The organism is Pseudomonas sp. QTF5 (assembly GCF_000512695.2).
Classification (GTDB): domain Bacteria; phylum Pseudomonadota; class Gammaproteobacteria; order Pseudomonadales; family Pseudomonadaceae; genus Aquipseudomonas.
In genome coordinates, this window is sequence record NZ_AZRW02000005.1 from 1 (window position 1) to 25,186 (window position 25,186).

Sequence of the window (25,186 nt, forward strand, 5' to 3'; positions counted from 1 at the left end):
TTTTGCCTGGGCGACCTTGCGCCGCTGGCAACAAGCCCAGGAAACCGGCGCAACCGTGGTCACTGAACGTGAGTACCGCGTCGTCGAACACGCCTTGGCAACGCTCAGGGAGAAGCTTTACGAGTATGCCCGCCAGGTGCGCCATAACGAGGGGCCGGATGGTGCGACGACGAAGGAAAAGGCCGCGATGAGTGCCCTGTACGGAGAGCGAGGTCGGCTGGAAGAAACCCATAAACGTTTGCAAACCGTGCGCTATCGCCGCCTTACCCTGGCGGATGTGTACGGCAGTGCTGCCCGGTTACCGGAGTTCCCCGGTAGCGTGGAACGCTGGAGCAAACACGCTGAAAATCGCCGTCTGGAGCAGTACGCAATGATTCCAAGGCAATTGGATGATGGATTTTTGCTGGCCCGCGAGCCGCTGGATATCGATTCGATCAGCTGAGTGTGGCCAACCTTTTAAAGGACTCTCCGATGCATGACTCAATCTCCGAACCGCACTTCTATCTCGATATCAGCGGGTTGCAGCATGACTTTCAGGTCCTGGCCTTCAAAGCCAGTGAATCGATCAGCCAGCCCTATGAGGTGACGCTGGAGCTGGTCAGTGAGCGGTCGAATCTTGACCTCGAGACGCCGCTGCACAAACCTGCATTCCTCGGCTTTGGCCCTCCCGGCGAGGGCTTGCACGGGCTGATTTATAACGTTGCGCAGCGAGAGTCAGGTAAACGACTGACGCGTTATGAACTGACATTAGTGCCTCAACTGGCGTATCTGGCCCTCTGCAGCGACCAGCGAATTTTTCAGCAACGCAGCGTCGAGCAGATCATTACCGAAGTTTTGAACAAGCACGGCATTCTCGGTGATGCGTTCTCTTTTCAATTGGGCCCAAGCGTCTATCCGCCGCGCGAGTACTGTGTTCAGTTCAATGAAACCGATCTGGGGTTTATTCAGCGACTCTGTGAAGAGTCGGGTATTCACTACCATTTTCAGCACAGCCCACAAGGGCACCTATTAGTGTTTGGCGATGATCAGACCTATTTTCGCCGGTTAGCCCCGTCAGTCTTTCGACAAAAAAATGGTCAGGTTGCCGATCACCCGGTGATTGACACTTTCGGCGTGCGTTTCGCCACTCGTCCCAGTCAAGTGGCGATTCGGGACTATGACTTCGAAAAGCCGAACCGGCGTCTCGAAGAAAAGCACAAAAGCCCGGTCGCTCCGCCCCTGGAGGATTACCGGGCGCCGGGACGTTTCAAAAACGGTGATGAGGGCAAGCGGCTGGCCACGCGCCAGTTGGAGCAACATCGCAGCGACTACTGCTTGGCGGAAGGCTCCAGCGACCTCGGTAACCTGCACAGCGGTCACTTTCTCGTCATGACTGATCATCATCGTGCGCAATGGAATGATCTTTGGCTACTGACCGGCGTGACGCATGAAGGCCAGCAATTACAAGTGCTAGAAGAGGCGATGCCCAGTCAGATCCATGCCGAGGACTTTCAGGGGTATCGAAACACCTTCACCGCGACGCCTTGGGAGGCTTCGTATCGACCGCCGAAAAAATACCCCAAACCGACCATTTCTGGCAGTCAAACCGCCAAAGTCACCGGGCCGGCAGAAGAGGAGATCCACTGTGATGAATACGGTCGGGTCAAAGTCTGTTTTTACTGGGACCGTACCGACCCGCAAACCGATAAAAGCAGTTGCTGGCTGAGAGTCTCGACCGTTTTGGCTGGCGACGGCTACGGAGTGGTCAGCATTCCCCGTGTCGGCATGGAAGTATTGGTCACCTTTATGGATGGCGATCCTGATAGCCCTGTGATTTCCGGTTGTCTGCCTCACCGTACCAACCCGGTGCCTTATGAACTGCCGCAGAACAAGACCCGAAGCGTCTTTCGTAGTCGCAGTTCGAGCAAGAGCACAGGGTTCAATGAATTGCATATCGAAGATCGCGTCGGGCAAGAGTTGATCTACCTTCGGGCGCAGCGCGACATGGAGCAAAAAATTGAAAACGACAGTCGGCTGGAAGTCGGTCGCGAGCGCCGGGAAACTGTCAGGGGCACCAGCACCAGTGTGTTCGAGACCGAAGAACATCGCACCACCACAGGCGACCGCAAAACCCGGCTAATGGCCAATGATCATCTGCACATCGCGCAAAGCAGCCATACCTATGTGGGTGAGGTGCTGGTCGCAGAGGCGGGTCAGGAAATTCATTTCAAAGGGGGGGTGAAACTGGTGCTCGACGCAGGCGATAACATGACCTTGCGTGCTGGCGATCAGCATCTTGTGATCAGTTCGAGTGGCATTTACAGCAGTTGTGCAATCGAGGTGGGGGGCAGCCCTGCGCTGGGTACGCTGGCGGCACCGTTGATACCGGGTGCAACTCAGGCATTGACGGCCCCGATCGAACGAGCGCCGGTCATCGCTTTTGTCCAACGGGCGCTGATGGCTCTGGCTGGCGAGCAATCCGCAGACTTCTGCCCGATCTGCGAGGCCTGTCGAGAGGGAGTTTGTTCAACCGAAGGAGTCTGCGCATGAGCAACCTGCCTGTTCAGTGGATGGCGCAGCAATCACAACTTGGCCGCGGTCTGTGTTTGATACTTGACTCGAAGGCGGCGCCGCGGATTCATCAGAGCTTGTTGCACCAGCTGACACCTGAACACTATCGCAGCGTCTACAGGGAAACCGCCGTCGCCGCGCTGGCCGTGGGCGGCCCGTTTATTTTTTCAATCGATAGTCTGAATCCGTCATCGCTCAATGAGTTGTTCGAAGGGCAGTCCCTGGATTGGGGGTGGCTGGCGAGCATCGAAAATCACTCAATCGGAATGCTGGTGAAACATTGGCGCGAACGTCTGTTAATCGGGAAGCGATCGCAACAGGCGCTGTACCGTTTCCACGATAATCGGGTGTTGGCGCGAGCACTGGCTCATCTTCCCGAGTCGGCGTACCCCGAATATCTGGGTCCGGTCATCAGTGCCTGTTACTGGCAGGGCGAGCACTGGACGACAGTAGAAAATCCGGCGTCGGCCGAATACCCGGTCCCCGACTCTGCGCAATGGCTGGATATCCCGGCGCCGGTCAACCAGGCGCGGGCGATCCTGTTGGCTAATGTGGGGCAGTACCTGTTGGCCGAGCACAGTGAGGACCTTGCCCGATTGCCGGAAGACCCGTCGCCGAGAGCCTGGCTGATAGAACAACTCGACCTGGCACAGCGGTGGGGATGGCAGACGCCGGAGCAGCTGCATTTTTTGGTTGTCGAGCGTTTGCGGGAGATGCACACGCCCGGTATCAAAAACTGGGATCCGAGGCCTGAAGAGGACGCGCAGGCTCATTTTGAGCGCCTGCGCGGCGAGTGACTCTCCGAGATCAAAACCTGTCGGTAGACCGCAAGCCTGTGCTAGTACCGTCCGGACAGATAGGTCGCGTAATCCGGGATGCGGTGTTCGTGAGCCTGATCCATCAACGGGCTGCTGAGCAGGTAATCGGCACTGCACTCGTTGCAGGCTACTGGAATGTTCCACACCGCCGCGACCCGCAGCAGCGCTTTGATGTCCGGGTCGTGGGGTTGCGGTTCGAACGGATCCCAGAAGAATACCAGCATGTCTACTTTCTGCTCGGCGATTTGCGCGCCCAGTTGCTGATCGCCGCCCAGCGGACCGCTGATCATGCTTTCCACCGGCAGGTCGAGGCGTTGTTGCAACAACAACCCCGTCGTGCCGGTGGCGACCAGTTCATGCTGTGCGAGTTTGTCTTTCTGCCGCTCGGCCCAGTCCAGCAAAAATACTTTGCAGTGGTCGTGGGCAACCAGGGCGATACGCTTGCGCGCTGCCAGGGTTTTTTGCGTAAAGCTGATGCCGATCATGGGTTGCTCCAGGGCAACAGATAGGGGCGATAGCGATCTTGAGGGCGCCTTCGCCCCGTAGGAGCCGGCTTGCCGGCGAAAGCGATCTTGAGGACGCCTTCGCTGGCAAGCCAGGTCCTACAGCGCGGGCTTATTCTGCGTTGCACAGCGCCAGGCAGTTATCGAGCATGCGGTTGGAGAAACCCCATTCGTTGTCATACCAGGCCAGCACTTTGAGCAGTTTGCCGCTGGATTTGGTGTGGTTGGCGTCGAAGATCGACGACAACGGGTTGTGGTTGAAGTCGCTGGAAACCAGCGGCAGGGTGTTGTAACCCAGAATCTTCGAGTGCTGGCTGGCTTGTTTGAGCATCGCGTTGACTTCATCGGCCGAGGCTTCACGCTTGAGCTGCACGGTCAGGTCCACCAGCGATACGTTGATCACTGGAACACGCACCGCCATGCCGGTCAGTTTGCCCGCCAGTTCCGGCAGCACCAGGCCCACCGCCTCAGCGGCGCCGGTCTTGCTCGGGATCATGTTCTGGGTGGCGGAACGGGCGCGGTACGGGTCGGTGTGATAGACGTCGGTCAGGTTCTGGTCGTTGGTGTAGGCATGGATGGTGGTCATCAGACCGCTTTCGATGCCCAGCTCGCGGTGCAGCACCTGAGCCACCGGGGCCAGGCAGTTGGTGGTGCACGAGGCGTTGGAAATGATCTGGTGCGATTGGCGCAGAATGTCGTGGTTAACCCCATAAACCACGGTGGCGTCGGCGCCTTTGGCCGGGGCCGAGATAATCACTTTGCGCGCGCCGGCCGTAATATGCGCGGCGGCTTTGGCACGATCGGTGAACAGACCGGTGCATTCGAACACGACGTCGACCTTCTCCGCAGCCCAAGGCAATTCAGCCGGGTTGCGAATGGCGCTGACCGAAATACGGTCGCCGTTGACGGTCAGGCTTTCCTGATCGTGCTGGACATCGGCATCGAATGTGCCGTGAACGGTGTCGTACTTGAGCAGATGGGCATTCATCGAGCTGTCGCCCAGATCGTTGATCGCTACGATCTGCAGATCCTGACGATAGCCTTGGGTATACAGTGCGCGCAGGACATTACGGCCGATACGGCCAAAACCATTGATTGCGATTCGAAGAGTCATTTACAGCGCCGCCGTCGTTTTGTTGTTGGAATTACAAGATTATTCGCAAAAAAATAGAAAACAAGCCTTTTTAGTGGCAATATTTTGTTTTATCTACAACGAGTGACCTGAATCAACTGGTCCGAATGATCAGGAAAACCGTCTGTCACCCCGATCACAGCGGTGCTTGGTCAGCATAGACAATCAGGTCGCCACATCCGTTAGCCTGGAGTTCTACACATGCATCCCCGCGTCCTTGAGGTCACCGAACGGCTTATCGCCCGCAGCCGCACCACGCGTGAGGCTTACCTTGCATTGATCCGCAGCGCCGCCAGCGACGGTCCGATGCGCGGCAAGCTGCAATGCGCCAACTTCGCCCATGGCGTGGCCGGGTGTGGCAGCGACGACAAGCACAGCCTGCGGATGATGAACTCCGCCAACATCGCAATAGTTTCGTCATATAACGACATGCTCTCGGCGCATCAGCCGTACGAAGTCTTCCCGGAACAGATCAAAAAAGCCCTGCGCGAAATCGGCTCCGTCGGCCAGTTCGCCGGTGGTACCCCCGCGATGTGCGATGGCGTGACCCAAGGCGAGCCGGGCATGGAACTGAGCCTGCCGAGCCGCGAAGTGATCGCGTTGTCCACTGCTGTGGCGCTGTCCCACAACATGTTCGACGGCGCGCTGATGCTCGGCATCTGCGACAAGATCGTGCCGGGCCTGATGATGGGCGCGTTGCGTTTCGGTCATCTGCCGACGATTTTCGTGCCGGGCGGGCCGATGGTGTCGGGCATCTCCAACAAGCAGAAAGCCGATGTGCGTCAGCGCTACGCCGAAGGCAAGGCGACTCGCGAAGAGCTGCTGGAATCGGAGATGAAGTCCTATCACAGCCCTGGCACCTGCACCTTCTACGGCACCGCCAACACCAACCAGTTGCTGATGGAAGTCATGGGCCTGCACTTGCCGGGCGCCTCGTTCGTCAACCCGAACACCCCGTTGCGCGATGCCCTGACCCGCGAAGCGGCGCACCAGGTCACCCGCTTGACCAAGCAGAACGGCGACTTCATGCCGATCGGCGAAATCGTCGACGAGCGTTCGCTGGTCAACTCCATCGTGGCCCTGCACGCCACTGGCGGCTCAACCAACCACACGCTGCACATGCCGGCCATCGCCATGGCCGCGGGCATCCAGTTGACCTGGCAGGACATGGCCGACCTCTCCGAGGTGGTGCCAACCCTGAGCCACGTGTACCCGAACGGTAAAGCCGACATCAACCACTTCCAGGCGGCGGGTGGCATGTCGTTCCTGATCCGCGAACTGCTGGAAGCCGGGCTGCTGCACGAAAACGTCAACACCGTGCTCGGTCACGGCCTGAGCCGCTACACCATGGAACCGTTCCTCGAAAACGGCGAACTGGTCTGGCGCGAAGGCCCGATCGAAAGCCTCGACGAAACCATCCTGCGTCCGGTCGCTCGCGCATTCTCGCCAGAGGGTGGTTTGCGCGTGATGGAAGGCAACCTCGGCCGTGGTGTGATGAAAGTATCCGCCGTTGCTTTGGAAAACCAGGTCGTCGAAGCACCGGCGATGGTGTTCCAGGATCAACAGGATCTGGCCGATGCGTTCAAGGCCGGTTTGCTGGAGAAGGATTTTGTCGCCGTGATGCGCTTCCAGGGGCCGCGCTCCAACGGCATGCCGGAGCTGCACAAGATGACGCCGTTCCTCGGCGTGCTGCAGGATCGCGGCTTCAAAGTTGCGTTGGTGACTGACGGGCGTATGTCCGGCGCCTCGGGGAAAATCCCGGCGGCGATCCACGTCAGTCCGGAAGCTTATGTGGGCGGCGCTTTGGCGCGGGTGCAAGAGGGCGATATCATCCGCGTCGATGGCGTCAAAGGCACCTTGGAGCTTAAGGTGGACGCCGAAGAATTCGCAGCGCGCGAGCCAGCCAAAGGTTTGTTGGGCAACAACATTGGCAGCGGTCGCGAACTGTTTGGTTTCATGCGCATGGCCTTCAGCTCCGCAGAGCAAGGCGCCAGCGCCTTTACTTCTGCCCTGGAGACGCTTAATTGAAACTGGCTCTGGTCGGTGACATCGGTGGCACCAACGCACGTTTCGCGTTGTGGAAAAACCAGCAGCTGGAATCGGTCCAGGTGCTGGCGACGGCAGACCACGCCAGCCCGGAAGAGGCCATTGTCCTCTACCTGGGCGGGCTCGGTCTGGCGCCGGGTTCGATCGGCTCGGTGTGCCTGTCGGTGGCAGGCCCCGTGAGTGGCGATGAATTCAAGTTCACCAACAATCACTGGCGGCTCAGTCGCAAGGGTTTCTGCAAGGCCTTGCAGGTGGATCAACTGCTGTTGGTCAACGACTTCTCGGCAATGGCGCTGGGCATGACCCGCTTGCAGCCGGGCGAATTTCGCGTGGTCTGCGAAGGCACGCCGGAACCGTTGCGGCCGGCGGTGGTGATCGGCCCGGGCACTGGCCTGGGCGTGGGCACGTTGCTGGATCTGGGCGAGGGCCGTTTTGCCCCGCTGCCGGGGGAGGGTGGTCATGTCGATCTGCCGCTGAGCAGCCCGCGAGAAACCCAGCTGTGGCAGCACATCTTCAACGAGATCGGCCATGTCAGCGCTGAAACGGCGTTGAGCGGCAGTGGTTTGCCGCGGGTCTACCGGGCGATCTGCGCGGTGGACGGTCACACGCCGGTGCTCGACACGCCTGAGGCAATTACGGCGGCCGGGCTGGCGGGTGATCCGATTGCCCTGGAAGTGCTCGAACAGTTCTGTTGCTGGCTCGGTCGCGTGGCCGGCAACAACGTGCTGACCACCGGTGCGCGCGGTGGTGTGTACATTGTTGGCGGCGTGATTCCACGGTTTGCCGATTTCTTCATTGAAAGCGGTTTCGCCCGGTGCTTCGCCGACAAGGGTTGCATGAGCGATTACTTCAAGGGCATTCCGGTGTGGCTGGTGACGGCGCCGTATTCCGGGTTGGTCGGCGCGGGTGTGGCGCTGGAGCAATCCATTCCAGCCTGAAATGCAATCAAAAATGTGGGAGCGGGCTTGCTCGCGAAAGCGGTGTGTCAGTCAACGTTGATGTTGAATGTGATGGCCCCTTCGCGAGCAAGCCCGCTCCCACAGTAGTTCTGCAGTGTTTGTAGATTCGGTGCTTAAGGCATAATCCTCCCCAACACAAACAACAAGGACGCCGCCCCGTGAGCTCAGTCAACAAGTCGATTTTGTTGGTCGATGACGATCAAGAGATACGCGAGTTGCTGGACACCTACCTGACCCGCGCCGGTTTCCAGGTCCGCACCACGCCTGATGGTGCAGGCTTTCGTCAGGCCTTGAACGAGGCACCGAGCGATCTGGTGATTCTCGACGTGATGCTGCCGGACGAAGACGGTTTCAGCCTTTGCCGCTGGATCCGCCAGCACCCGCGTCAGGCCCATGTGCCGATCATCATGCTCACCGCCAGTTCCGACGAGGCCGACCGTGTCATTGGCCTGGAGCTGGGCGCCGATGACTACCTCGGCAAACCTTTCAGCCCACGTGAATTGCAGGCGCGCATCAAAGCCTTGTTGCGCCGCGCGCAGTTCGGTCAGGAGCGTTCCGGCAGCGAAGTGCTGGCCTTCGATGACTGGCGGCTGGACATGGTCAGCCATCGACTGTTCCACATCGATGGCGAGGAAGTGATTCTCTCGGGCGCCGATTTCGCGCTGCTGAAATTGTTCCTCGATCACCCTCAGGAAATCCTCGATCGCGACACCATCGGCAACGCCACCCGTGGCCGTGACTTGATGCCGCTCGATCGCATCGTCGACATGGCAGTCAGCCGTTTGCGGCAGCGCCTGCGCGACACCGAAAAACCACCGAGGCTGATCCGCACCGTGCGTGGCAGTGGCTACCAATTGGCAGCCAACGTGGTTGCCAGCAATGGTCACTGAGTTCCTGCGCAAGCTCGCCGGGCGGGTGCCGGTGCCGCGCTCGTTGCTCGGGCGCATGTTGCTGCTGACCCTGCTGGCGGTGCTGTTCGCCCAGGCGCTGTCGAGTGTGATCTGGGTCTCGCAATTGCGCGCCACGCAGCTCGAAGGGTTAGTCACTAGTGCTCGTAGCCTGGCGCATTCGATGACGGCCAGCGTCAGTTATTTCCGCTCGTTGCCGGTGGCGTTCAGGCCGTTGGTACTCGATCAGTTACGCAGCATGGGCGGCACCCGGTTCGTGGTGACCCTCAACGACAAACCCTTGGGCATGGAGGTGCTGCCGATTACTCCGCGCAAAGAAGCGGTGCTCAAAGCGGTGGACGAAGTGCTGCGTGAGTCGCTGGGCCAGGACATCGACATCTCGGTGACCTTCGTCAGCCCCGAAGACCTGCGGATTTTCAACGGCGGCCTGAAGCTCGATGAGTTGCCGCGTTCCTGGGCACATTACGCATTGACCCTGGAACCGGTGAACCCGCCGGTGCTGGTCACGCAAATCCAGATGGCACCAGGCGAATGGCTGTACATCGCCTCGCTGTTGCCCGAGCCCTACACCAGTCTTGAAGAACAAGGCCTGCCGGCGCAACAGGTTTGGTTCATCGTGCTCACCAGTGGTTTCTTGCTGCTGTTCATCGGCTTGCTGGTGCACTGGCAGAGCCGGCCACTCAAGCGATTGGCGCGGGCGGCTCGGGACATGTCTTTGGGCGCCGACGTCGAGCCGGTGGCCCAGGGCGGCGGCAGCGAAGTGGTGGAAGTGGGCCGCGCCTTCAATGCGATGCGTGACCGCATCAGCCGATACCTGACCGAACGCAGCCAGTTGTTCAGCGCGATTTCCCATGACTTGCGCACACCGATTACCCGGTTGCGACTGCGGGTGGAATTGCTCGAAGACGAAAAGCTGCAAGCCAAGTTCGGCCGTGATCTGGATGAGCTGGAGTTGCTGGTCAAAGGCGCGTTGCAATGCGTGAAAGACACCGACATCCACGAAAACATCGAGCCGGTGGACCTCAACCATGTACTCGACTGTCTGGTGGAGCCGTATCTGGCACCTAACGGCAATGGCCGCGTGACCCAACAGGGGCGGGCGCTGGCACCGTATCCTGGCAAGCCGTTGGCGCTCAAGCGCTGCATCGGCAACCTGATCGACAACGCTTTGAAATATGGGCAGAACGCACATCTGCACATCGATGACGACGAAAGCGCGTTTGTCCTGCATGTCGACGATGAAGGACCGGGCGTGCCGGAGCAGCGGCTGGAGCAAGTGTTCGAGCCGCACTTCCGCTTGGCCGGGCAGCAGCAGGGTTATGGCTTGGGGCTGGGGATTGCGCGCAACATTGCCCATAGCCATGGCGGTGAAGTCAGCCTGCAAAACCTGCGTGAAGGCGGGTTGCGGGTGACGTTGCAATTGCCGCGCAGTGTTGATTAGGAAGACCGCGTTATCGTTCTTCGCGAGCAAGCCCGCTCTCACATTGGACTTGTGTACGACGCAGAACCACTGTGGGAGCGGGCTTGCTCGCGAAGGCGTCAGTCCCTTCAATACATCCCTCAAGGCAAATGTCACAACTCGGTGACATAGCTCGCCCCCTTCGTTACCTGCCCGCTACCGGCCGTTGTTTAGACTGCCCCCAGTCATAACAACAAAAAAGGTACTCCCATGGACACCTTCCAACCGGCCTTCAGCAGTTGGCTGAACGCGCCTGCCCATCAGCAATGGCTCGCCGCCGAAGGCCTGCGTCTGTTGGCATTTGCCAAGGCTTCAAAGCTTGCCGAAGGTTTCGGCAATCTCGATGAAAAGGGTCGCCTGCCGGCCAACGCGCAAGCTGAAACCATGAACACCGCGCGCATGACCCACAGCTTCGCCATGGCCCATATCCAGGGCCTGCCGGGTTTTGCCGAGCTGGTGGATCACGGCATCAAAGCCCTCAGTGGGCCACTGCGCGATGCCGGACACGGAGGCTGGTTCGCCACGCCCGAACACCGTGACGGCAATACCGGCAAAGCCGCTTACCTGCATGCTTTCGTGGCGTTGGCCGCGAGTTCTGCGGTGGTCGCTCAGCGCCCCGGTGCACAAGCCTTGCTCGACGATGCGATCCACATCATCGACACGCATTTCTGGTGCGAAGAGGAGGGCGCCATGCGCGAATCCTTCAACCGCGACTTCAGTTGCGAGGAAGCCTATCGCGGCGCCAACAGCAACATGCACGCCACCGAAGCCTTCCTCGCCCTGGCCGATGTCACCGAGGACAACCGCTGGCTGATTCGCGCCCAACGCATCGTCGAGCGCGTCATTCACGATCACGCCGCGGCCAACGATTACCTGGTGGTCGAGCATTTCGACCGTGACTGGCAGCCGCTGCGTGACTACAACCACGACAACCCGGCCGACGGCTTTCGCCCCTACGGCACTACGCCGGGCCATGGTTTTGAATGGGCGCGGCTGTTGCTGCATCTTGAAGCGGCGCGGGTGCAGGCCGGGATACTCACGCCGGGCTGGCTCGCCACCGATGCGCAAAAACTCTTCGAGCACAATTGCCGGCACGGCTGGGACGTCGACGGTGCGCCGGGCATTGTCTACACCCTCGACTGGGACAATCGCGCGGTGGTTCGCCATCGCCTGCACTGGACACACGCCGAAGCCAGCGCCGCCGCCAGTGCGCTGCTCAAACGCACCGGTGATGAGCAATACGAGCACTGGTACCGACTGTTCTGGGAGTTTTGTGACAGTCATTTCATCGACCGATGCGATGGCAGTTGGCATCACGAACTCGATCCGCTGAACCGTCCGAGCGCCGATATCTGGGCCGGCAAACCCGATCTGTATCACGCCTGGCAAGCCGTTTTGATCCCGCGCCTGCCGCTGGCGCCGAGCATGGCCACTGCGCTGGCGCAGTTGTCCCAGAGCGTTGCTGTGTAATCAGTTGTGTAACCATATGGTGACATTCGCGCGTCCCTTCGTTACCTGCGAAGGGGCATCCCCTGTTTAGAATCCTATGCAGCGCAAGCACCAGACTTGCATGCATAACAACAAGAAAGGTACTACTAGATGAATGCGATTTCTCGCCTCGCTACTGTCATTTCTCTCGCTTCGCTGCTTCCCGTTGCTGCATTCCCCGTCAGTGCCCTTGCTGCCGATTCCAAAGGTTCGGTGGAAGTCGTTCACTGGTGGACGTCGGGTGGTGAAAAAGCAGCGGTCGATGTGCTCAAGGCCCAGGTCGAAAAAGATGGCTTCACCTGGAAAGACGGCGCAGTCGCCGGCGGTGGCGGCTCCACGGCCATGACCGTACTCAAAAGCCGCGCCGTGGCCGGTAACCCGCCGGGCGTCGCTCAGATCAAGGGGCCGGACATCCAGGAGTGGGGCAGCACTGGCCTGCTCAGCACCGATGCGTTGAAAGAAGTTTCCAAATCGGAAAACTGGGACAGCCTGCTGATCAAGAAAGTCTCCGACACCGTGAAATACGAAGGCGATTACGTCGCCGTGCCGGTGAACATCCACCGCGTCAACTGGCTGTGGATCAACCCGGAAGTCTTCAAGAAAGCCGGGATCGAAAAAGCGCCGACCACCCTCGAAGAATTCTATGCCGCCGGCGACAAGCTGAAGGCCGCCGGCTTCATCGCGCTCGCTCACGGTGGCCAGCCTTGGCAGGACAGCACCGTGTTTGAAGACGTGGTGCTCTCGGTCATGGGCGCAGACGGCTACAAGAAAGCCCTGGTCGACCTGGACCAGAAAACCCTCTCCGGGCCGGAGATGGCCAAGGCCTTCACCGAGCTGAAAAAAATCACCGGCTACATGGACCCGAACCGCGCTGGTCGTGACTGGAACATCGCTGCAGCCGACGTCATCAACGGCAAGGCCGGCATGCAGATGATGGGCGACTGGGCCAAGAGCGAATGGACCGCCGCGAAGAAAGTTGCAGGCAAGGACTACCAGTGCGTGCCGTTCCCGGGCACCGAAAAAGCCTTCACCTACAACATCGACTCGATGGCTGTATTCAAGCTCAAAGCCGATCGCAAAGGCGACATCGCCGCCCAGCAAGACCTGGCCAAGGTCGCTCTTGGCACGGACTTCCAGAAGGTCTTCAGCATCAACAAGGGTTCGATCCCGGTGCGTACCGACATGCTGAATGAAATGGACAAGCTCGGTTTTGACTCTTGCGCTCAAGCGTCCGCCAAGGATTTCCTGGCTGACGAGAAGACCGGCGGCCTGCAACCGAGCATGGCGCACAACATGGCCACGTCCCTGGCCGTGCAGGGAGCGATCTTCGATGTGGTCACCAACTTCATGAACGACAAGAACGCTGACCCGGCCAAGGCTAGCGCGCAACTGGCGTCGGCCGTCAAAGCTGCCCAGTAATCCCTGACACCGCGTGACCCTATGTGGGAGCGGGCTTGCTCGCGAAGACGGACTGACATTCAACATTGATGTCGACTGACACACCGCTTTCGCGAGCAAGCCCGCTCCCACAAGGGATCGCCGTGCCGATTCCATTTCTCTTCACCTGGATTATCCCGATGAGCTCTGTGGCGGTTTTCAGCAAAGCCTCACCGTTCGACGCATTGCAGCGCTGGCTCCCCAAGCTGGTTTTGGCGCCTAGCATGCTGATCGTCCTGGTTGGTTTTTACGGTTACATCATCTGGACATTTGTTCTGTCCTTCACCAATTCCAGCTTCATGCCGAGCTACAAGTGGGTCGGCCTGCAGCAATACATTCGCCTGATGGACAACGATCGCTGGTGGGTCGCGAGCAAGAACCTCGCGGTGTTCGGCGGCATGTTCATCGGCATCAGCCTGGTGCTGGGTGTGTTCCTCGCGGTGTTGCTGGATCAGCGCATTCGCAAGGAAGGCTTCATCCGCACCGTTTACCTGTACCCGATGGCGCTCTCGATGATCGTCACCGGTACCGCGTGGAAATGGCTGCTCAACCCAGGCCTGGGTCTGGACAAGATGCTGCGCGATTGGGGCTGGGAAGGCTTCCGCCTCGACTGGCTGGTGGATCAGGATCGCGTGGTGTATTGCCTGGTGATCGCTGCCGTATGGCAAGCCTCCGGGTTTGTGATGGCGATGTTCCTGGCCGGCCTGCGTGGCGTCGATCAATCGATCATCCGCGCGGCGCAAGTCGACGGGGCGAGCCTGCCGACCATTTATTTGAAGATCGTATTGCCGAGCCTGCGCCCGGTGTTCTTCAGCGCCTTCATGATCCTCGCGCACATCGCGATCAAGAGCTTCGACCTGGTGGCGGCGATGACCGCGGGTGGCCCGGGCTACTCGTCTGACCTGCCGGCGATGTTCATGTACTCCTTCACTTTCAGCCGTGGCCAGATGGGCATTGGTTCGGCGAGCGCCATGATGATGCTCGGCGCGATCCTGGCGATTCTGGTGCCTTACCTGTACTCCGAATTGCGAGGCAAACGCCATGAGTAATCAACTTGGCAAACCGGCGATCAGCTTCAGTCGCATCGCCATCTACGCAACCTTGTTACTGGCCGCGGCGATCTATTTGGTCCCGCTGGTGGTGATGCTGCTGACCAGTTTCAAATCCCCGGAAGACATCCGCACCGGCAACCTGTTGAGCTGGCCGCAAGTGATTGATGGCATCGGCTGGATCAAGGCCTGGGACAGTGTCGGCAGCTACTTCTGGAACTCGGTGAAAATCACCGTGCCGGCGGTACTGATCTCTACTTTCATCGGTGCCATGAACGGCTACGTGCTGTCGATGTGGCGCTTCCGTGGTTCGCAACTGTTCTTCGGCCTGTTGTTGTTCGGCTGCTTCCTGCCGTTCCAGACGGTGCTGCTGCCAGCCTCGTTCACCCTCGGCAAGATCGGCCTGGCCAACACCACCACGGGCCTGGTGCTGGTGCACGTGGTCTACGGCCTGGCGTTCACCACGCTGTTCTTTCGCAACTACTACGTGAGCATTCCGGATGCGCTGGTCAAGGCGGCGCGGCTGGATGGCGCGGGCTTTTTCACGATTTTCTGGAAGATCCTGCTGCCGATGTCGATCCCGATCGTGATGGTCTGCCTGATCTGGCAGTTCACGCAAATCTGGAATGACTTCCTGTTCGGCGTAGTCTTCGCCAGTGGCGATGCCCAGCCGATTACCGTGGCCCTGAACAACCTGGTCAACACCAGCACCGGGGCCAAGGAATACAACGTTGATATGGCCGCCGCGATGATCGCCGGGCTGCCGACACTGCTGGTCTACATATTCGCTGGCAAGTATTTCCTGCGTGGGCTGACGTCCGGCGCGGTCAAGGGGTAGAACATGGCAACTCTCGAATTACGCAACGTCAACAAGACCTACGGTGCCGGCTTGCCGGACACCCTGAAAAACATCGAACTGAAGATTGATGACGGGGAATTCCTGATCCTGGTCGGTCCATCGGGCTGTGGCAAATCCACCTTGATGAACTGCATTGCGGGTCTGGAAAACATCAGCGGCGGGGCGATCCTGGTGGACGACGCCGACATCAGTGGCATGAGCCCGAAAGATCGCGACATCGCCATGGTGTTCCAGTCCTACGCGCTGTACCCGACCATGAGCGTGCGCGACAACATCGCGTTCGGCCTGAAGATTCGCAAAATGCCCACCGCCGAAATCGACGAAGAAGTCGCTCGCGTGGCCAAGCTGCTGCAAATCGAACACCTGCTCAGCCGTAAGCCCGGTCAGCTCTCCGGTGGTCAGCAACAGCGCGTGGCCATGGGCCGGGCGCTGGCGCGGCGGCCGAAGATTTACCTGTTCGACGAACCGCTGTCCAACCTCGACGCCAAGCTGCGGGTTGAGATGCGCACGGAAATGAAACTGATGCACCAGCGCCTGAAAACCACCACGGTCTACGTGACCCACGACCAGATCGAAGCCATGACGTTGGGCGACAAAGTGGCGGTGATGAAGGATGGGATCATTCAGCAGTTCGGCACGCCGAAAGACATCTACAACAACCCGGCCAACCTGTTCGTAGCGAGCTTCATCGGTTCGCCGCCGATGAACTTCATCCCCCTGCGTTTGCAACGTAAGGAAGGTCGGTTGATAGCACTGCTCGACAGTGGTCAGGCGCGCTGCGAATTGCCGCTGGGAATGCAGGACGCCGGGCTCGAAGACCGCGAAGTGATCCTCGGCATGCGCCCGGAACAGATCGTACTGGCGAACGGCGAGCCGAATGGTTTGCCGACCATTCGCGCCGAAGTGCAGGTCACCGAACCGACCGGCCCCGACACCCTGGTATTCGTCAACCTCAACGACACCAAAGTCTGCTGCCGCCTGGCACCGGACGTCGCGCCGGCCGTGGGCGAGACTCTGACCCTGCAATTCGATCCATCGAAAGTGCTGTTGTTCGACGCCAAGACCGGTGAACGCCTGGGGGTGGCCGGCCTGCCGAAAACCGAAGCTCACAGCGCCAACGTAGCGCAGTTCAAAGGCAGATAAAGATCAAATGTGGGAATGGGGTTGTGTGGGAGCCGGGCTTGCCCGCGATGCAGGCGACTCGGTTCAACGTTGAACCGAGTTGATGCCATCGCAGGCAAGCCAGGCTCCCACACAAGCCCGTTCCCACAGGGGGATTTGTGGCGGGTGCTCGCCATCCGTCACAACCGTTGTAAACCGCGTTAGATAAAAACAGTTAATAACAATAAAGACGAGGATTGTAGGGATGAAGAAGAAGAACAACGCTCAGCTTATCTGCCAATTGTCTGCGCTTGCGATGATGACTATGGCCGGTAGCGCACACGCGGCTGACGCGTTCAGTGCCGACTCGCAGTGGATGACGGGGGATTGGGGTGGTGAGCGGACCAGGCTGATCGAACAAGGTATCGACATCAAGGCCGACTACGTCGGTGAAGTGGGCGCCAACCTGCATGGCGGCTATAACGACGACAAGACCGCGCGTTACGCCGACCAGTTTGGCTTGGGCGTGGCGCTGGACCTGGAAAAACTGTGGGGCTGGGATAACACCCAGGCCAAGATCCAGCTCACCAACCGTAACGGTCAGAACATCTCCAATGACCGTGTCGGCGACCCGCGTGCCGGCACCTTGAGTTCCTCCCAGGAAGTCTACGGCCGTGGCCACATGGTCCGTCTGACCCAGTTGTGGATCAAGCACCAGTTCCTGGACGGTAAACTGGACGTCAAGGCCGGTTACTTCGGCGAAGGCGAAGACTTCAACACCTTCCCATGCGAATTCCAGAACCTGGCGTTCTGCGGTTCACAAGCGGGTAACTGGGCTACCAACATCTGGTACAACTGGCCGGTCATGCAGGCGGCGGTTCGCGTGAAGTACAACATCACTCCTGAGTTTTATGCGCAGATCGGCGCGTACAACCAGAACCCGTCGCAACTGGAGCACGGTAACGGCTTCAAGCTCAGCGGCAGTGGTACCAAGGGCACCGTCTTGCCGGTCGAACTGGTCTGGTCACCGAAGGTCAACGACCTGCCGGGCGAATACCGTGTCGGTTACTACAAGAGCACTGCCAACGCCGATGACGTCCGTAAAGACGACAACGGCAATGATGCAGCGACCACCGGCAACGCCTATCGCAGCCACGACAGCAAGCATGGCTACTGGTTCGTGGCGCAGCAACAACTCACCACCCACAACGGCGATGCTTCACGCGGTCTGAACATCGCGGCCAACGCCACCTTCCACGACAAGGACACCAACGTCGTCGACAACTACCAGTCGTTGATGTTTGTGTACAAGGGGCCGTTCGATGCGCGTCCTAAAGATGACGTCGGGATCGGTTTCTCCCGTATCCATGTCAACGATGACGTGAAGAAAAACGCCGAGCTGACCAACGCAGCCAATGGTGTCAGCGACTACGAAGATCCGCTGTTCTCGCCACTGCGTACCACCGAGTACAACTACGAGATCAACTACGGCTTCCACGTCACCAACTGGCTGACCGTACGTCCTAACCTGCAATACATCACTCACCCAGGTGGTGTGGATGAAGTCGACAACGCGCTGGTCGCCGGTCTGAAAATTCAGTCGGTGTTCTAACGCTGTTGCGATAAGCTCCTCTCTATGTGCGCATTTTTGCGGACGGCCATGGCTGTCCGCTTTTTTTTGGGGGCAGCACACCCCTTGGACAGATCGTTCCCACGCTCTGCGTGGTAACGCCGCTCTGGACGCTCTGCGTCCATCGTATGTGACGCAGAGCGTCACGGGATGCATTCCCACGCAGAGCGTGGGAACGATCAGGTAGAAAAATGATTTTCAGGACCGTGGCACATGCTTGAGCATCCGCTACAACGCTTCTTCAAATCCTTGCGCGAACGTCCGGTGTTTGCATGGGAGCGCTATCAGATGCGCGATGTGCTGGTGATCGACCATCCGCTGTGTCAGGCGGTGTTCAGTCGTCAGGGCGCGCAGTTGCTGCACTTCCAGCCAAAGGGTCAGAAACCCTGGCTGTGGTGCGCGGCGAAGTGGCCCCATGTCGGCGCGATTCGCGGCGGCGTGCCGGTGTGCTGGCCGTGGTACGGCCGTCATCCGAGCGAAAACGCCTGGCCGTCCCATGGCTGGGCGCGTTTGCTCGACTGGAAACTGCTCGACAGCAGCAGTGATGACGATGGCGTGCATCTGCACTGGAAGTTACAGCTGTGCGACTGGCAAGTGGACTTGCACGCACACCTGGGCGAGCGCATGGATTTGCACCTGAGCACCGAGCATCAGGACGACATGCCGTGCCAGTTGAGCCAGGCGTTGCACGCCTATTGGCGTATTGGTGACGTGGGTGAGGTAGCGCTGTCTGGGCTCGACGGCGCGCAAGGTTACGACCAGTTGAACCGCCAGATTTGCCAGCAGGAAGGTGAGTTGCGGGTCGACGGCGGTTGTCAGCGAGTGTTCCAGCATGACGGCGAATTGCAGCTCAAGGACCACGCCTGGCAGCGGGAACTGTGCATCGACACCGGTGACCATGCGGACACGGTGGTCTGGCATCCGGGCTCGCGGCCATTGCTGGGCGTGAGCTGGAACGAGATTTCAGAGTTTGTCTGTGTGGAAGCGGCCAGCGGCGGCACCGACAGCCTGTGCCTGCCGCCGGGGGAGCGGGCGCATTTGAGTTTGCAGGCGCGGGTGGGAATGTAGTGATCGTTCCCACGCTCCGCGTGGGAATGCAGCCCGTGACGCTCCGCGTCACTGGACGCGGAGCGTCCCTAGAGGCATTCCCACGCAGAGCGTGGGAACGATCATGGTGGGTTAATTAAACTCATCGCCAATCGGATACCGACTGGCATTCAGGCTTTCCTTGATCTTGCGCAGATGCGGCTGGAAATCCACGCCCCGGCGCAGGGTCATGCCGGTGGCGAGCACATCGAGCACGGTCAGCTGAATGATCCGTGACGTCATCGGCATATAGATGTCGGTGTCTTCCGGCAGTGGAATATTCAGGCTCAAGGTGCTGGCCTTGGCCAGCGGCGAACCCTCGGCCGTCAGGCCCAGTACCGAAGCGCCGTTTTCCCGGGCGATGCGCGCCACTTCCACCAGTTCGCGGGTGCGACCGGTGTAGGAAATGATCACGAACAACTCACCGGTATGGGCCACCGAGGCGATCATGCGTTGCATCAGCACGTCGGCATGGGCGGTCACTGCCAGGTTGAAGCGGAAGAACTTGTGCTGCGCATCCAGCGCCACCGGTGCCGAGGCCCCGAGGCCGAAGAAGTGGATCTGCCGGGCCTGGATCAACAGGTCGACGGCACGGCTGATCAGGTTCGGGTCCAATGCCTGGCAGGCGCTGTCCAGGGACGCGATCGCGCTGCCGAAGATTTTCTGAGTGTAGGCTTCCGGGTTGTCGTCGGCTTCCACCGCGCGGCTGACATACGCCGCGCCACTGGCCAGACTCTGGGCCAGCTGCAGTTTCAGTTCCGGGTAGCCGCTGACACCGAACGAGCGGCAAAAACGGTTGACCGTCGGTTCGCTGACCGAAGCGGCCTGGGCGAGGGCGGCGATACTGAACCGGGTGGCCTGCTGCGGGTTGAGCAGGATCACTTCGGCGACTTTGCGTTCTGCCTTGTTCAGGTCTTCAAGGCGATTCTGGATCTGTTCCAGTAAATTTCGCACGCGGTCCATTTCATGTTCCTTAGGTCAGCAGCGCAAATAAGCGTTCGGCTAATGCAAATTGGGCCTTTGATACGGCCCATAACGGTGGCCTATCCTACTGATGGCTCCGACCGACCACCACTCGGAATCTATATTTTGCGAAAATGTTGTGGTTATTACTACATTTTCCCTTGAGTGATGCCTTGAAAAAAGGTATTTGTAGCTTAACTTGATAAAAGAACAAACATCATGCCTTCGATTACGGTTGAACCTTGCACCTTTGCCTTGTTCGGCGCTCTCGGCGATCTGGCCTTGCGCAAGCTGTTTCCTGCCCTCTATCAACTCGATGGTGCCGGCCTGCTTCATGAGGATACGCGCATTATCGCGCTGGCCCGTGAACCCGGCAGCGAGCAACAGCATCTGGCATTCATCGCCACTGAGCTGCGCCGTTACGTGGGTGCCAAAGAGCTGGATGAAGCGGTGGTCGAGCGCTTCCTGGCCCGTTTGAGCTACCTGCACGTCGACTTCCTCAAGACTGACGACTATGTCGCCTTGGCCGAGCAGGCTGGCAGTGCCCAGCGGGTGATTGCCTACTTCGCCACCCCGGCGGCGGTTTATGGCGCTATTTGCGAGAACCTGTCGAAGGTCGGCCTGACCGAAAACACCCGCGTGGTGCTGGAAAAACCCATCGGTTCGGACCTGGAATCCTCGCGCAAGGTCAACGACGCCGTAGCGCAGTTCTTCCCGGAGAACCGCACTTACCGCATCGACCACTACCTGGGCAAAGAGACCGTACAGAACCTGATCGCCCTGCGTTTCGCCAACAGCCTGTTCGAAACCCAGTGGAACCAGAATTACATTTCCCACGTGGAAATCACCGTGGCCGAGCAGGTCGGGATCGAAGGCCGTTGGGGCTATTTCGACAAGGCCGGGCAGTTGCGGGACATGATCCAGAATCACCTGCTGCAATTGCTCTGCCTGATCGCCATGGACCCGCCAGCTGATCTGTCCGCCGACAGTATCCGCGACGAGAAAGTCAAAGTCCTCAAGGCGCTGGCGCCGATCAGTCCGGAAGGCCTGACCACTCAAGTGGTGCGCGGTCAGTACATCGCCGGCCACAGCGAAGGCAAATCGGTACCCGGGTATCTGGAGGAGCCTAATTCCAACACCCAGAGCGATACCGAAACCTTCGTCGCCCTGCGTGCCGACATTCGCAACTGGCGCTGGGCCGGCGTGCCGTTTTACCTGCGTACCGGCAAGCGCATGCCGCAAAAGCTGTCGCAGATCGTCATCCATTTCAAGGAACCGTCGCACTACATCTTCGCCCCCGAGCAGCGCTTGCAGATCAGCAACAAACTGATCATCCGCCTGCAACCGGACGAAGGCATTTCCTTGCGTGTGATGACCAAAGAACAAGGCCTGGACAAGGGCATGCAGCTGCGCAGCGGTCCGTTGCAGCTGAATTTTTCCGACACTTATCGCAGCGCGCGGATTCCCGACGCCTACGAGCGGTTGTTGCTGGAAGTGATGCGCGGCAATCAGAATTTGTTTGTCCGTAAAGATGAAATCGAAGCCGCGTGGAAGTGGTGTGACCAGTTAATCGCCGGGTGGAAAAAATCCGGTGATGCGCCCAAGCCGTACGCGGCCGGGTCATGGGGGCCGATGAGCTCCATTGCACTGATTACGCGGGACGGGAGGTCGTGGTATGGCGATATCTGAATTGAAACTGCCTCAGGGCGTCAGCGCCCATGAGTTCAAAAGCCCGGTGCTGCTGGCCGAAGGCCTGGCATTGGCGGTGGCCAAACAACTGAGCGACGCGATTGCCGCACAAGGCGCCGCGACGCTGGTGGTGTCCGGTGGACGTAGCCCGGTGGCGTTTTTTCAGCACTTGGCCAAGCAGGCGCTGGACTGGTCGAAAGTAGTGGTCAGCCTGGCTGACGAGCGCTGGGTGCCGGTGGAACATGCCGACAGCAATGCCGGCCTGCTCAAGCGTTACCTGTTGCAAGGCCCGGCGGCCAAAGCTCAGTTCCTGAGCCTCTACAGTGCCACCGCCAATCTGGAGCAGGCCGCCGAACAGGCTGATCGCTTGCTCGCCGAATTGCCGTCGATCGACGTGCTGGTGCTGGGCATGGGTGACGACGGTCATACCGCGTCGCTGTTCCCCAACAGCCCGAACCTGGCCGACGCCTTGAAAATCGACGGCACTCGTCGTTGCTGGCCGATGCTGGCGCCAACCGTGCCCCATCAGCGCCTGACCATGAGTCGCGCGCTGCTGGCCTCGGCGAAGCACACTGTTCTATCGATTTCCGGTCAGTCCAAGCTGACCACGCTGAATGCCGCACTGGCCGGTGACGATGTCGCTGCCATGCCGATTCGGGCGTTTCTGCAACCTACGTTAGAGATTTACTGGTGCCCATGAACCAAGGATCAGCCGCTATGACAAACACATCCCCGACCGTTTCCATGGCGGACAAAGTTGCCCTGATCGACAGCCTCTGCGCCAAGGCGCGGATCCTGCCGGTGATCACCATCGCTCGTGAACAGGACGTGCTGCCGTTGGCCGACGCCCTGGCGGCCGGTGGCCTGACGGCGCTGGAAGTGACCCTGCGTTCGCAGTTCGGTCTCAAGGCGATCCAGATCCTGCGCGAGCAGCGTCCGGAACTGGTGACCGGTGCCGGCACTGTGCTTGATCGCAGCATGCTGGCCGCTGCCGAAGCGGCCGGTTCGCAATTCATCGTGACGCCGGGCATCACCCGTGACCTGCTTGAAGCCAGTGTCGGCAGCCCGATCCCGCTGTTGCCGGGCATCAGCAACGCCTCCGGCATCATGGAAGGTTATAGCCTGGGTTATCGCCGCTTCAAGCTGTTCCCGGCGGAAGTCAGTGGCGGCGTCGCGGCCATCAAGGCGCTGGGCGGCCCGTTCGGCGAAGTAAAATTCTGCCCGACCGGCGGCGTCAGCCCGGCCAACATCAAGAGCTACATGGCGTTGAAAAACGTGATGTGCGTGGGCGGTAGCTGGATGCTTGACCCCGAGTGGATCAAGAATGGCGACTGGGCCCGCATCCAGGAATGCACCGCCGAGGCGCTGGCCCTGCTGGACTGATTCACCGGATTTACCAAACACTTCGTTGTGTGTTCTACGGCTTTACGGTGCACTTGGTCGGTGCACCGTTTTTTTTGCCTAAAAAAAAGCCTTATGGCTGCCACGCCGTTTTTTTGAGGAAAAGATGCGATACATAGTTACCGCATCTCGCCGCTCGTCTAGCGTTAACCTGCGTTCATCTTATGGAAGAGAGAACGTCATGGACGACAACACTGCAATTACATCCCCACCACCGGTGTGCCAACTGTCACCCGAACAGATCGCCGGCCCGTATTTTCGAAACCCCAAACTGATCAGGCGAAACATCAGCGAAGGCATGGATGGCATCCCCCTGGTGCTGCGACTGACGATCGTCGATGCGATGACCGGTCAACCGGTCACGGAGGCTGTGGTCGATATCTGGCATTGCAACGCGCGCGGGGCGTATTCGGGCTGGAGCAAGGTCGACCCGGACAAGGAGGTCGACGTCGGTGATATCGGCTCGATCCCGCGTACCGATGACGACACTTACCTGCGCGGTGGCCAATTCACGGACAAAAAAGGCATCGTGCGGTTTACCACCATTTATCCGGGGTATTACGCTGGACGCGCCCTGCACATCCACGTCGCTGTCCGCATCACGGCCGGCAACAACTATCTGGAAGAGCGGCATGTCGCTTGGGTCGGGCAACTTTATTTTCCCGAGATCGCATCAAGATCGGTGCTTAACACCCGTGAGTACAGTGGTCGAGCCGTCTCACCGCTGACCAACGATCAAGATTTTTTCTATGAAACCATGGGGGGGGAAGCCTCGACCCTGAACGTTCACGCCATCGGTCGAGACTCGAATGAAGACGGCTTTTTCGGGCACATGACCATCGGTGTCGACACGTTTGCGGTGTCATCGCAAATCAAACCCGAGGATTTCGACAAGTACACCGTGTGATGTCAACGCAGTTCGCTCAGCGCCCGGGCCAGCAGATCCATGTCCGCTGCGGTGGTTGTGAGCCCCGGCGTAATGCGGATGCACGGGCCACACGCTGCGCCGCTACGCGCCACGGTAAACAGGTTGTAGTCGTTGAGCAGGCGCTCGACCATCGCCTGCTGATCGGCATGCCGGGTAAAGCGCATCGAGGTAATGGCGCAATACAGGCGCGGGTCATTCGGGGTCATGACTTCGATTCCCGGTAACCCCCGAACGGCATCGACCCATCGGTTGCGCAGGTAATTGAGCCGCGCGCCCTTGGCGACGGAACCGCCCATGGCGCGATGTTCTTCGAACACCAGCGGCAGGGTCAGCAGGGCCGGAATATTGGGCGTGCTGTAGGGCGTGCGGGCGCGAATGTCGGTGACCGGGAAATGCATCTCACCCATGTCCGGGTCGATGTCGGCCAGGCGCTGGGGCGCGATGTAAATGAAACCGAGGGTCAGCGGCGCACCGATCCATTTGTGCAGGTTGTAGCCGGCAAAGGCGATGCCCAGCTCATCGAGATTGAACTCGATCTGGCCGAGGGCATGGGCGCCGTCGAGGATCACGTCGATGCCGTATTCCCTGGCGGCAGCGGCAATCGCCTGCACCGGCATGACCAGTCCGGTGCGATGGGTGACGTGGGTCAGGGCCATCAGCTTCAGTCGCGGATAACGCATGAAAGCTTCGCGGTAAGTGGCCAGTAAACTGTCGAAACTGGCGGGGTGGCGGTGTTCGATTTCGATCACTTCCACACCTCGATAGCGCGCCAGCCAACGCATCGCGCCCTTGACCGTGTCGTACTCCAGATCGCCTATCAACACCTGATCGCCCGGTTCCAGGCGGTTGTAGTTGCGGATCAGCGATTGCAGGCCGTCCGAGGCGTTGCGGGTGAGGGCGACGGCTTCGGCGGGGGCACCGATCAGCTCGGCCAGTTGCCCACGAATCTTGACGCTTTCGCCCTGTTCGAAGCGCTGGCGCACATGCACCGAGTTGCCGCGGTTGATCAGTTCGATGTTGCGCTGATACTCCTCGACCACGGTGCGCGACATGCGCCCGAAGTAACCGTTCTCCAGGTTCAGAGGGCCGGGCTCGACAGCATAGCGGTCGGCAAAGGTCAGCCAAAAGGCTTCATCACGGGAGCGGCGGGTGTTATCGGGCATGAGCAACTCGGTGAAGT

At 59.6% G+C, this 25,186-nt stretch carries 21 protein-coding genes and 1 pseudogene; 18 read left to right on the forward strand and 4 right to left on the reverse strand.

Annotated features, from left to right (window positions below):
* From IC37_RS29935 to IC37_RS05395, 3 genes and pseudogenes are all read left to right on the forward strand, one after another.
* Positions 1-442, forward strand: a pseudogene (locus IC37_RS29935) (lipase family protein); the annotation flags it as partial.
* A gap of 29 nt (positions 443-471) precedes the next feature.
* Positions 472-2,529, forward strand: a complete 2,058-nt coding sequence (tssI, locus tag IC37_RS05390; protein ID WP_030131851.1) for a type VI secretion system tip protein TssI/VgrG — start codon at positions 472-474, stop codon at positions 2,527-2,529.
* On the forward strand, positions 2,526-3,347 hold the full coding sequence (locus IC37_RS05395) for a DUF4123 domain-containing protein (RefSeq protein ID WP_030131852.1): 822 nt from the start codon (positions 2,526-2,528) through the stop codon (positions 3,345-3,347). The genes tssI and IC37_RS05395 overlap by 4 nt, the downstream gene beginning before the upstream one ends.
* A 41-nt stretch (positions 3,348-3,388) precedes the next feature.
* Here the strand turns inward: IC37_RS05395 and IC37_RS05400 are convergent, their stop codons facing one another.
* Both IC37_RS05400 and gap read right to left on the reverse strand, forming a co-directional pair.
* Positions 3,389-3,853 (reverse strand): methylglyoxal synthase, encoded by a 465-nt coding sequence (locus tag IC37_RS05400; protein ID WP_030131853.1) that lies wholly within the window; start codon positions 3,851-3,853, stop codon positions 3,389-3,391.
* A gap of 130 nt (positions 3,854-3,983) precedes the next feature.
* Positions 3,984-4,985, reverse strand: a complete 1,002-nt coding sequence (gap, locus tag IC37_RS05405) for a type I glyceraldehyde-3-phosphate dehydrogenase (protein WP_008013978.1) — start codon at positions 4,983-4,985, stop codon at positions 3,984-3,986.
* A gap of 219 nt (positions 4,986-5,204) precedes the next feature.
* On the opposite strand from gap, the gene edd reads away from it, so the two are divergent.
* The 11 genes from edd to IC37_RS05460 all read left to right on the forward strand — a co-directional run bounded on the left by edd (position 5,205) and on the right by IC37_RS05460 (position 19,007).
* Positions 5,205-7,031: a phosphogluconate dehydratase gene (gene edd, locus IC37_RS05410; protein ID WP_030131854.1), complete on the forward strand. Its 1,827-nt coding sequence runs from the start codon at positions 5,205-5,207 to the stop codon at positions 7,029-7,031.
* A complete protein-coding gene (locus IC37_RS05415; RefSeq protein ID WP_030131855.1) occupies positions 7,028-7,987 on the forward strand; it encodes a glucokinase in 960 nt (319 codons plus the stop codon). Before edd ends, IC37_RS05415 begins: the two co-directional genes overlap by 4 nt.
* A gap of 179 nt (positions 7,988-8,166) precedes the next feature.
* Positions 8,167-8,898 carry a response regulator gene (locus IC37_RS05420; protein WP_008006907.1) on the forward strand — a complete coding sequence of 244 codons (732 nt, stop codon included), beginning with the start codon at positions 8,167-8,169 and terminating at the stop codon, positions 8,896-8,898.
* Complete coding sequence (locus tag IC37_RS05425) at positions 8,888-10,357, forward strand: ATP-binding protein (RefSeq protein WP_030131856.1); 1,470 nt, start codon at positions 8,888-8,890, stop codon at positions 10,355-10,357. Before IC37_RS05420 ends, IC37_RS05425 begins: the two co-directional genes overlap by 11 nt.
* 228 nt (positions 10,358-10,585) lie before the next feature.
* Positions 10,586-11,845 (forward strand): AGE family epimerase/isomerase, encoded by a 1,260-nt coding sequence (locus IC37_RS05430; RefSeq protein WP_030131857.1) that lies wholly within the window; start codon positions 10,586-10,588, stop codon positions 11,843-11,845.
* A gap of 129 nt (positions 11,846-11,974) precedes the next feature.
* Positions 11,975-13,282: an ABC transporter substrate-binding protein gene (locus tag IC37_RS05435; protein ID WP_030131858.1), complete on the forward strand. Its 1,308-nt coding sequence runs from the start codon at positions 11,975-11,977 to the stop codon at positions 13,280-13,282.
* A 158-nt stretch (positions 13,283-13,440) separates the two neighbouring features.
* Entirely contained in the window at positions 13,441-14,349 is a 909-nt protein-coding gene (locus IC37_RS05440) for a carbohydrate ABC transporter permease (RefSeq protein ID WP_007902369.1), read from the forward strand.
* Complete coding sequence (locus tag IC37_RS05445; RefSeq protein ID WP_030131859.1) at positions 14,342-15,187, forward strand: carbohydrate ABC transporter permease; 846 nt, start codon at positions 14,342-14,344, stop codon at positions 15,185-15,187. The genes IC37_RS05440 and IC37_RS05445 overlap by 8 nt, the downstream gene beginning before the upstream one ends.
* A gap of 3 nt (positions 15,188-15,190) precedes the next feature.
* The gene (locus IC37_RS05450) at positions 15,191-16,351 is read left to right on the forward strand and encodes an ABC transporter ATP-binding protein (RefSeq protein WP_030131860.1); all 1,161 of its coding nucleotides are present in this window, start codon (positions 15,191-15,193) and stop codon (positions 16,349-16,351) included.
* A 223-nt stretch (positions 16,352-16,574) separates the two neighbouring features.
* Entirely contained in the window at positions 16,575-17,921 is a 1,347-nt protein-coding gene (locus IC37_RS05455; RefSeq protein ID WP_030131861.1) for a carbohydrate porin, read from the forward strand.
* Positions 17,922-18,152: 231 nt separating this feature from the next.
* The gene (locus IC37_RS05460; protein ID WP_030131862.1) at positions 18,153-19,007 is read left to right on the forward strand and encodes a D-hexose-6-phosphate mutarotase; all 855 of its coding nucleotides are present in this window, start codon (positions 18,153-18,155) and stop codon (positions 19,005-19,007) included.
* A gap of 111 nt (positions 19,008-19,118) precedes the next feature.
* On the opposite strand, the gene IC37_RS05465 is transcribed toward IC37_RS05460, so the two are convergent.
* Positions 19,119-19,979 (reverse strand): MurR/RpiR family transcriptional regulator, encoded by an 861-nt coding sequence (locus IC37_RS05465; RefSeq protein ID WP_177318273.1) that lies wholly within the window; start codon positions 19,977-19,979, stop codon positions 19,119-19,121.
* Positions 19,980-20,207: 228 nt separating this feature from the next.
* Between IC37_RS05465 and zwf the strand changes: the two genes are divergently transcribed.
* The 4 genes from zwf to IC37_RS05485 all read left to right on the forward strand — a co-directional run bounded on the left by zwf (position 20,208) and on the right by IC37_RS05485 (position 23,985).
* Positions 20,208-21,677, forward strand: a complete 1,470-nt coding sequence (gene zwf, locus IC37_RS05470) for a glucose-6-phosphate dehydrogenase (protein ID WP_030131863.1) — start codon at positions 20,208-20,210, stop codon at positions 21,675-21,677.
* Positions 21,664-22,377, forward strand: coding sequence for a 6-phosphogluconolactonase (gene pgl, locus IC37_RS05475; protein WP_030131864.1), 714 nt, complete (start codon positions 21,664-21,666; stop codon positions 22,375-22,377). The genes zwf and pgl overlap by 14 nt, the downstream gene beginning before the upstream one ends.
* A gap of 17 nt (positions 22,378-22,394) precedes the next feature.
* A complete protein-coding gene (locus IC37_RS05480; protein ID WP_008072964.1) occupies positions 22,395-23,060 on the forward strand; it encodes a bifunctional 4-hydroxy-2-oxoglutarate aldolase/2-dehydro-3-deoxy-phosphogluconate aldolase in 666 nt (221 codons plus the stop codon).
* Between the two features lie 199 nt (positions 23,061-23,259).
* Positions 23,260-23,985, forward strand: a complete 726-nt coding sequence (locus IC37_RS05485; protein ID WP_030131865.1) for an intradiol ring-cleavage dioxygenase — start codon at positions 23,260-23,262, stop codon at positions 23,983-23,985.
* Between the two features lie 2 nt (positions 23,986-23,987).
* Here the strand turns inward: IC37_RS05485 and IC37_RS05490 are convergent, their stop codons facing one another.
* Entirely contained in the window at positions 23,988-25,169 is a 1,182-nt protein-coding gene (locus IC37_RS05490; protein WP_030131866.1) for an aminotransferase class V-fold PLP-dependent enzyme, read from the reverse strand.
* Positions 25,170-25,186 lie beyond the last annotated feature (17 nt).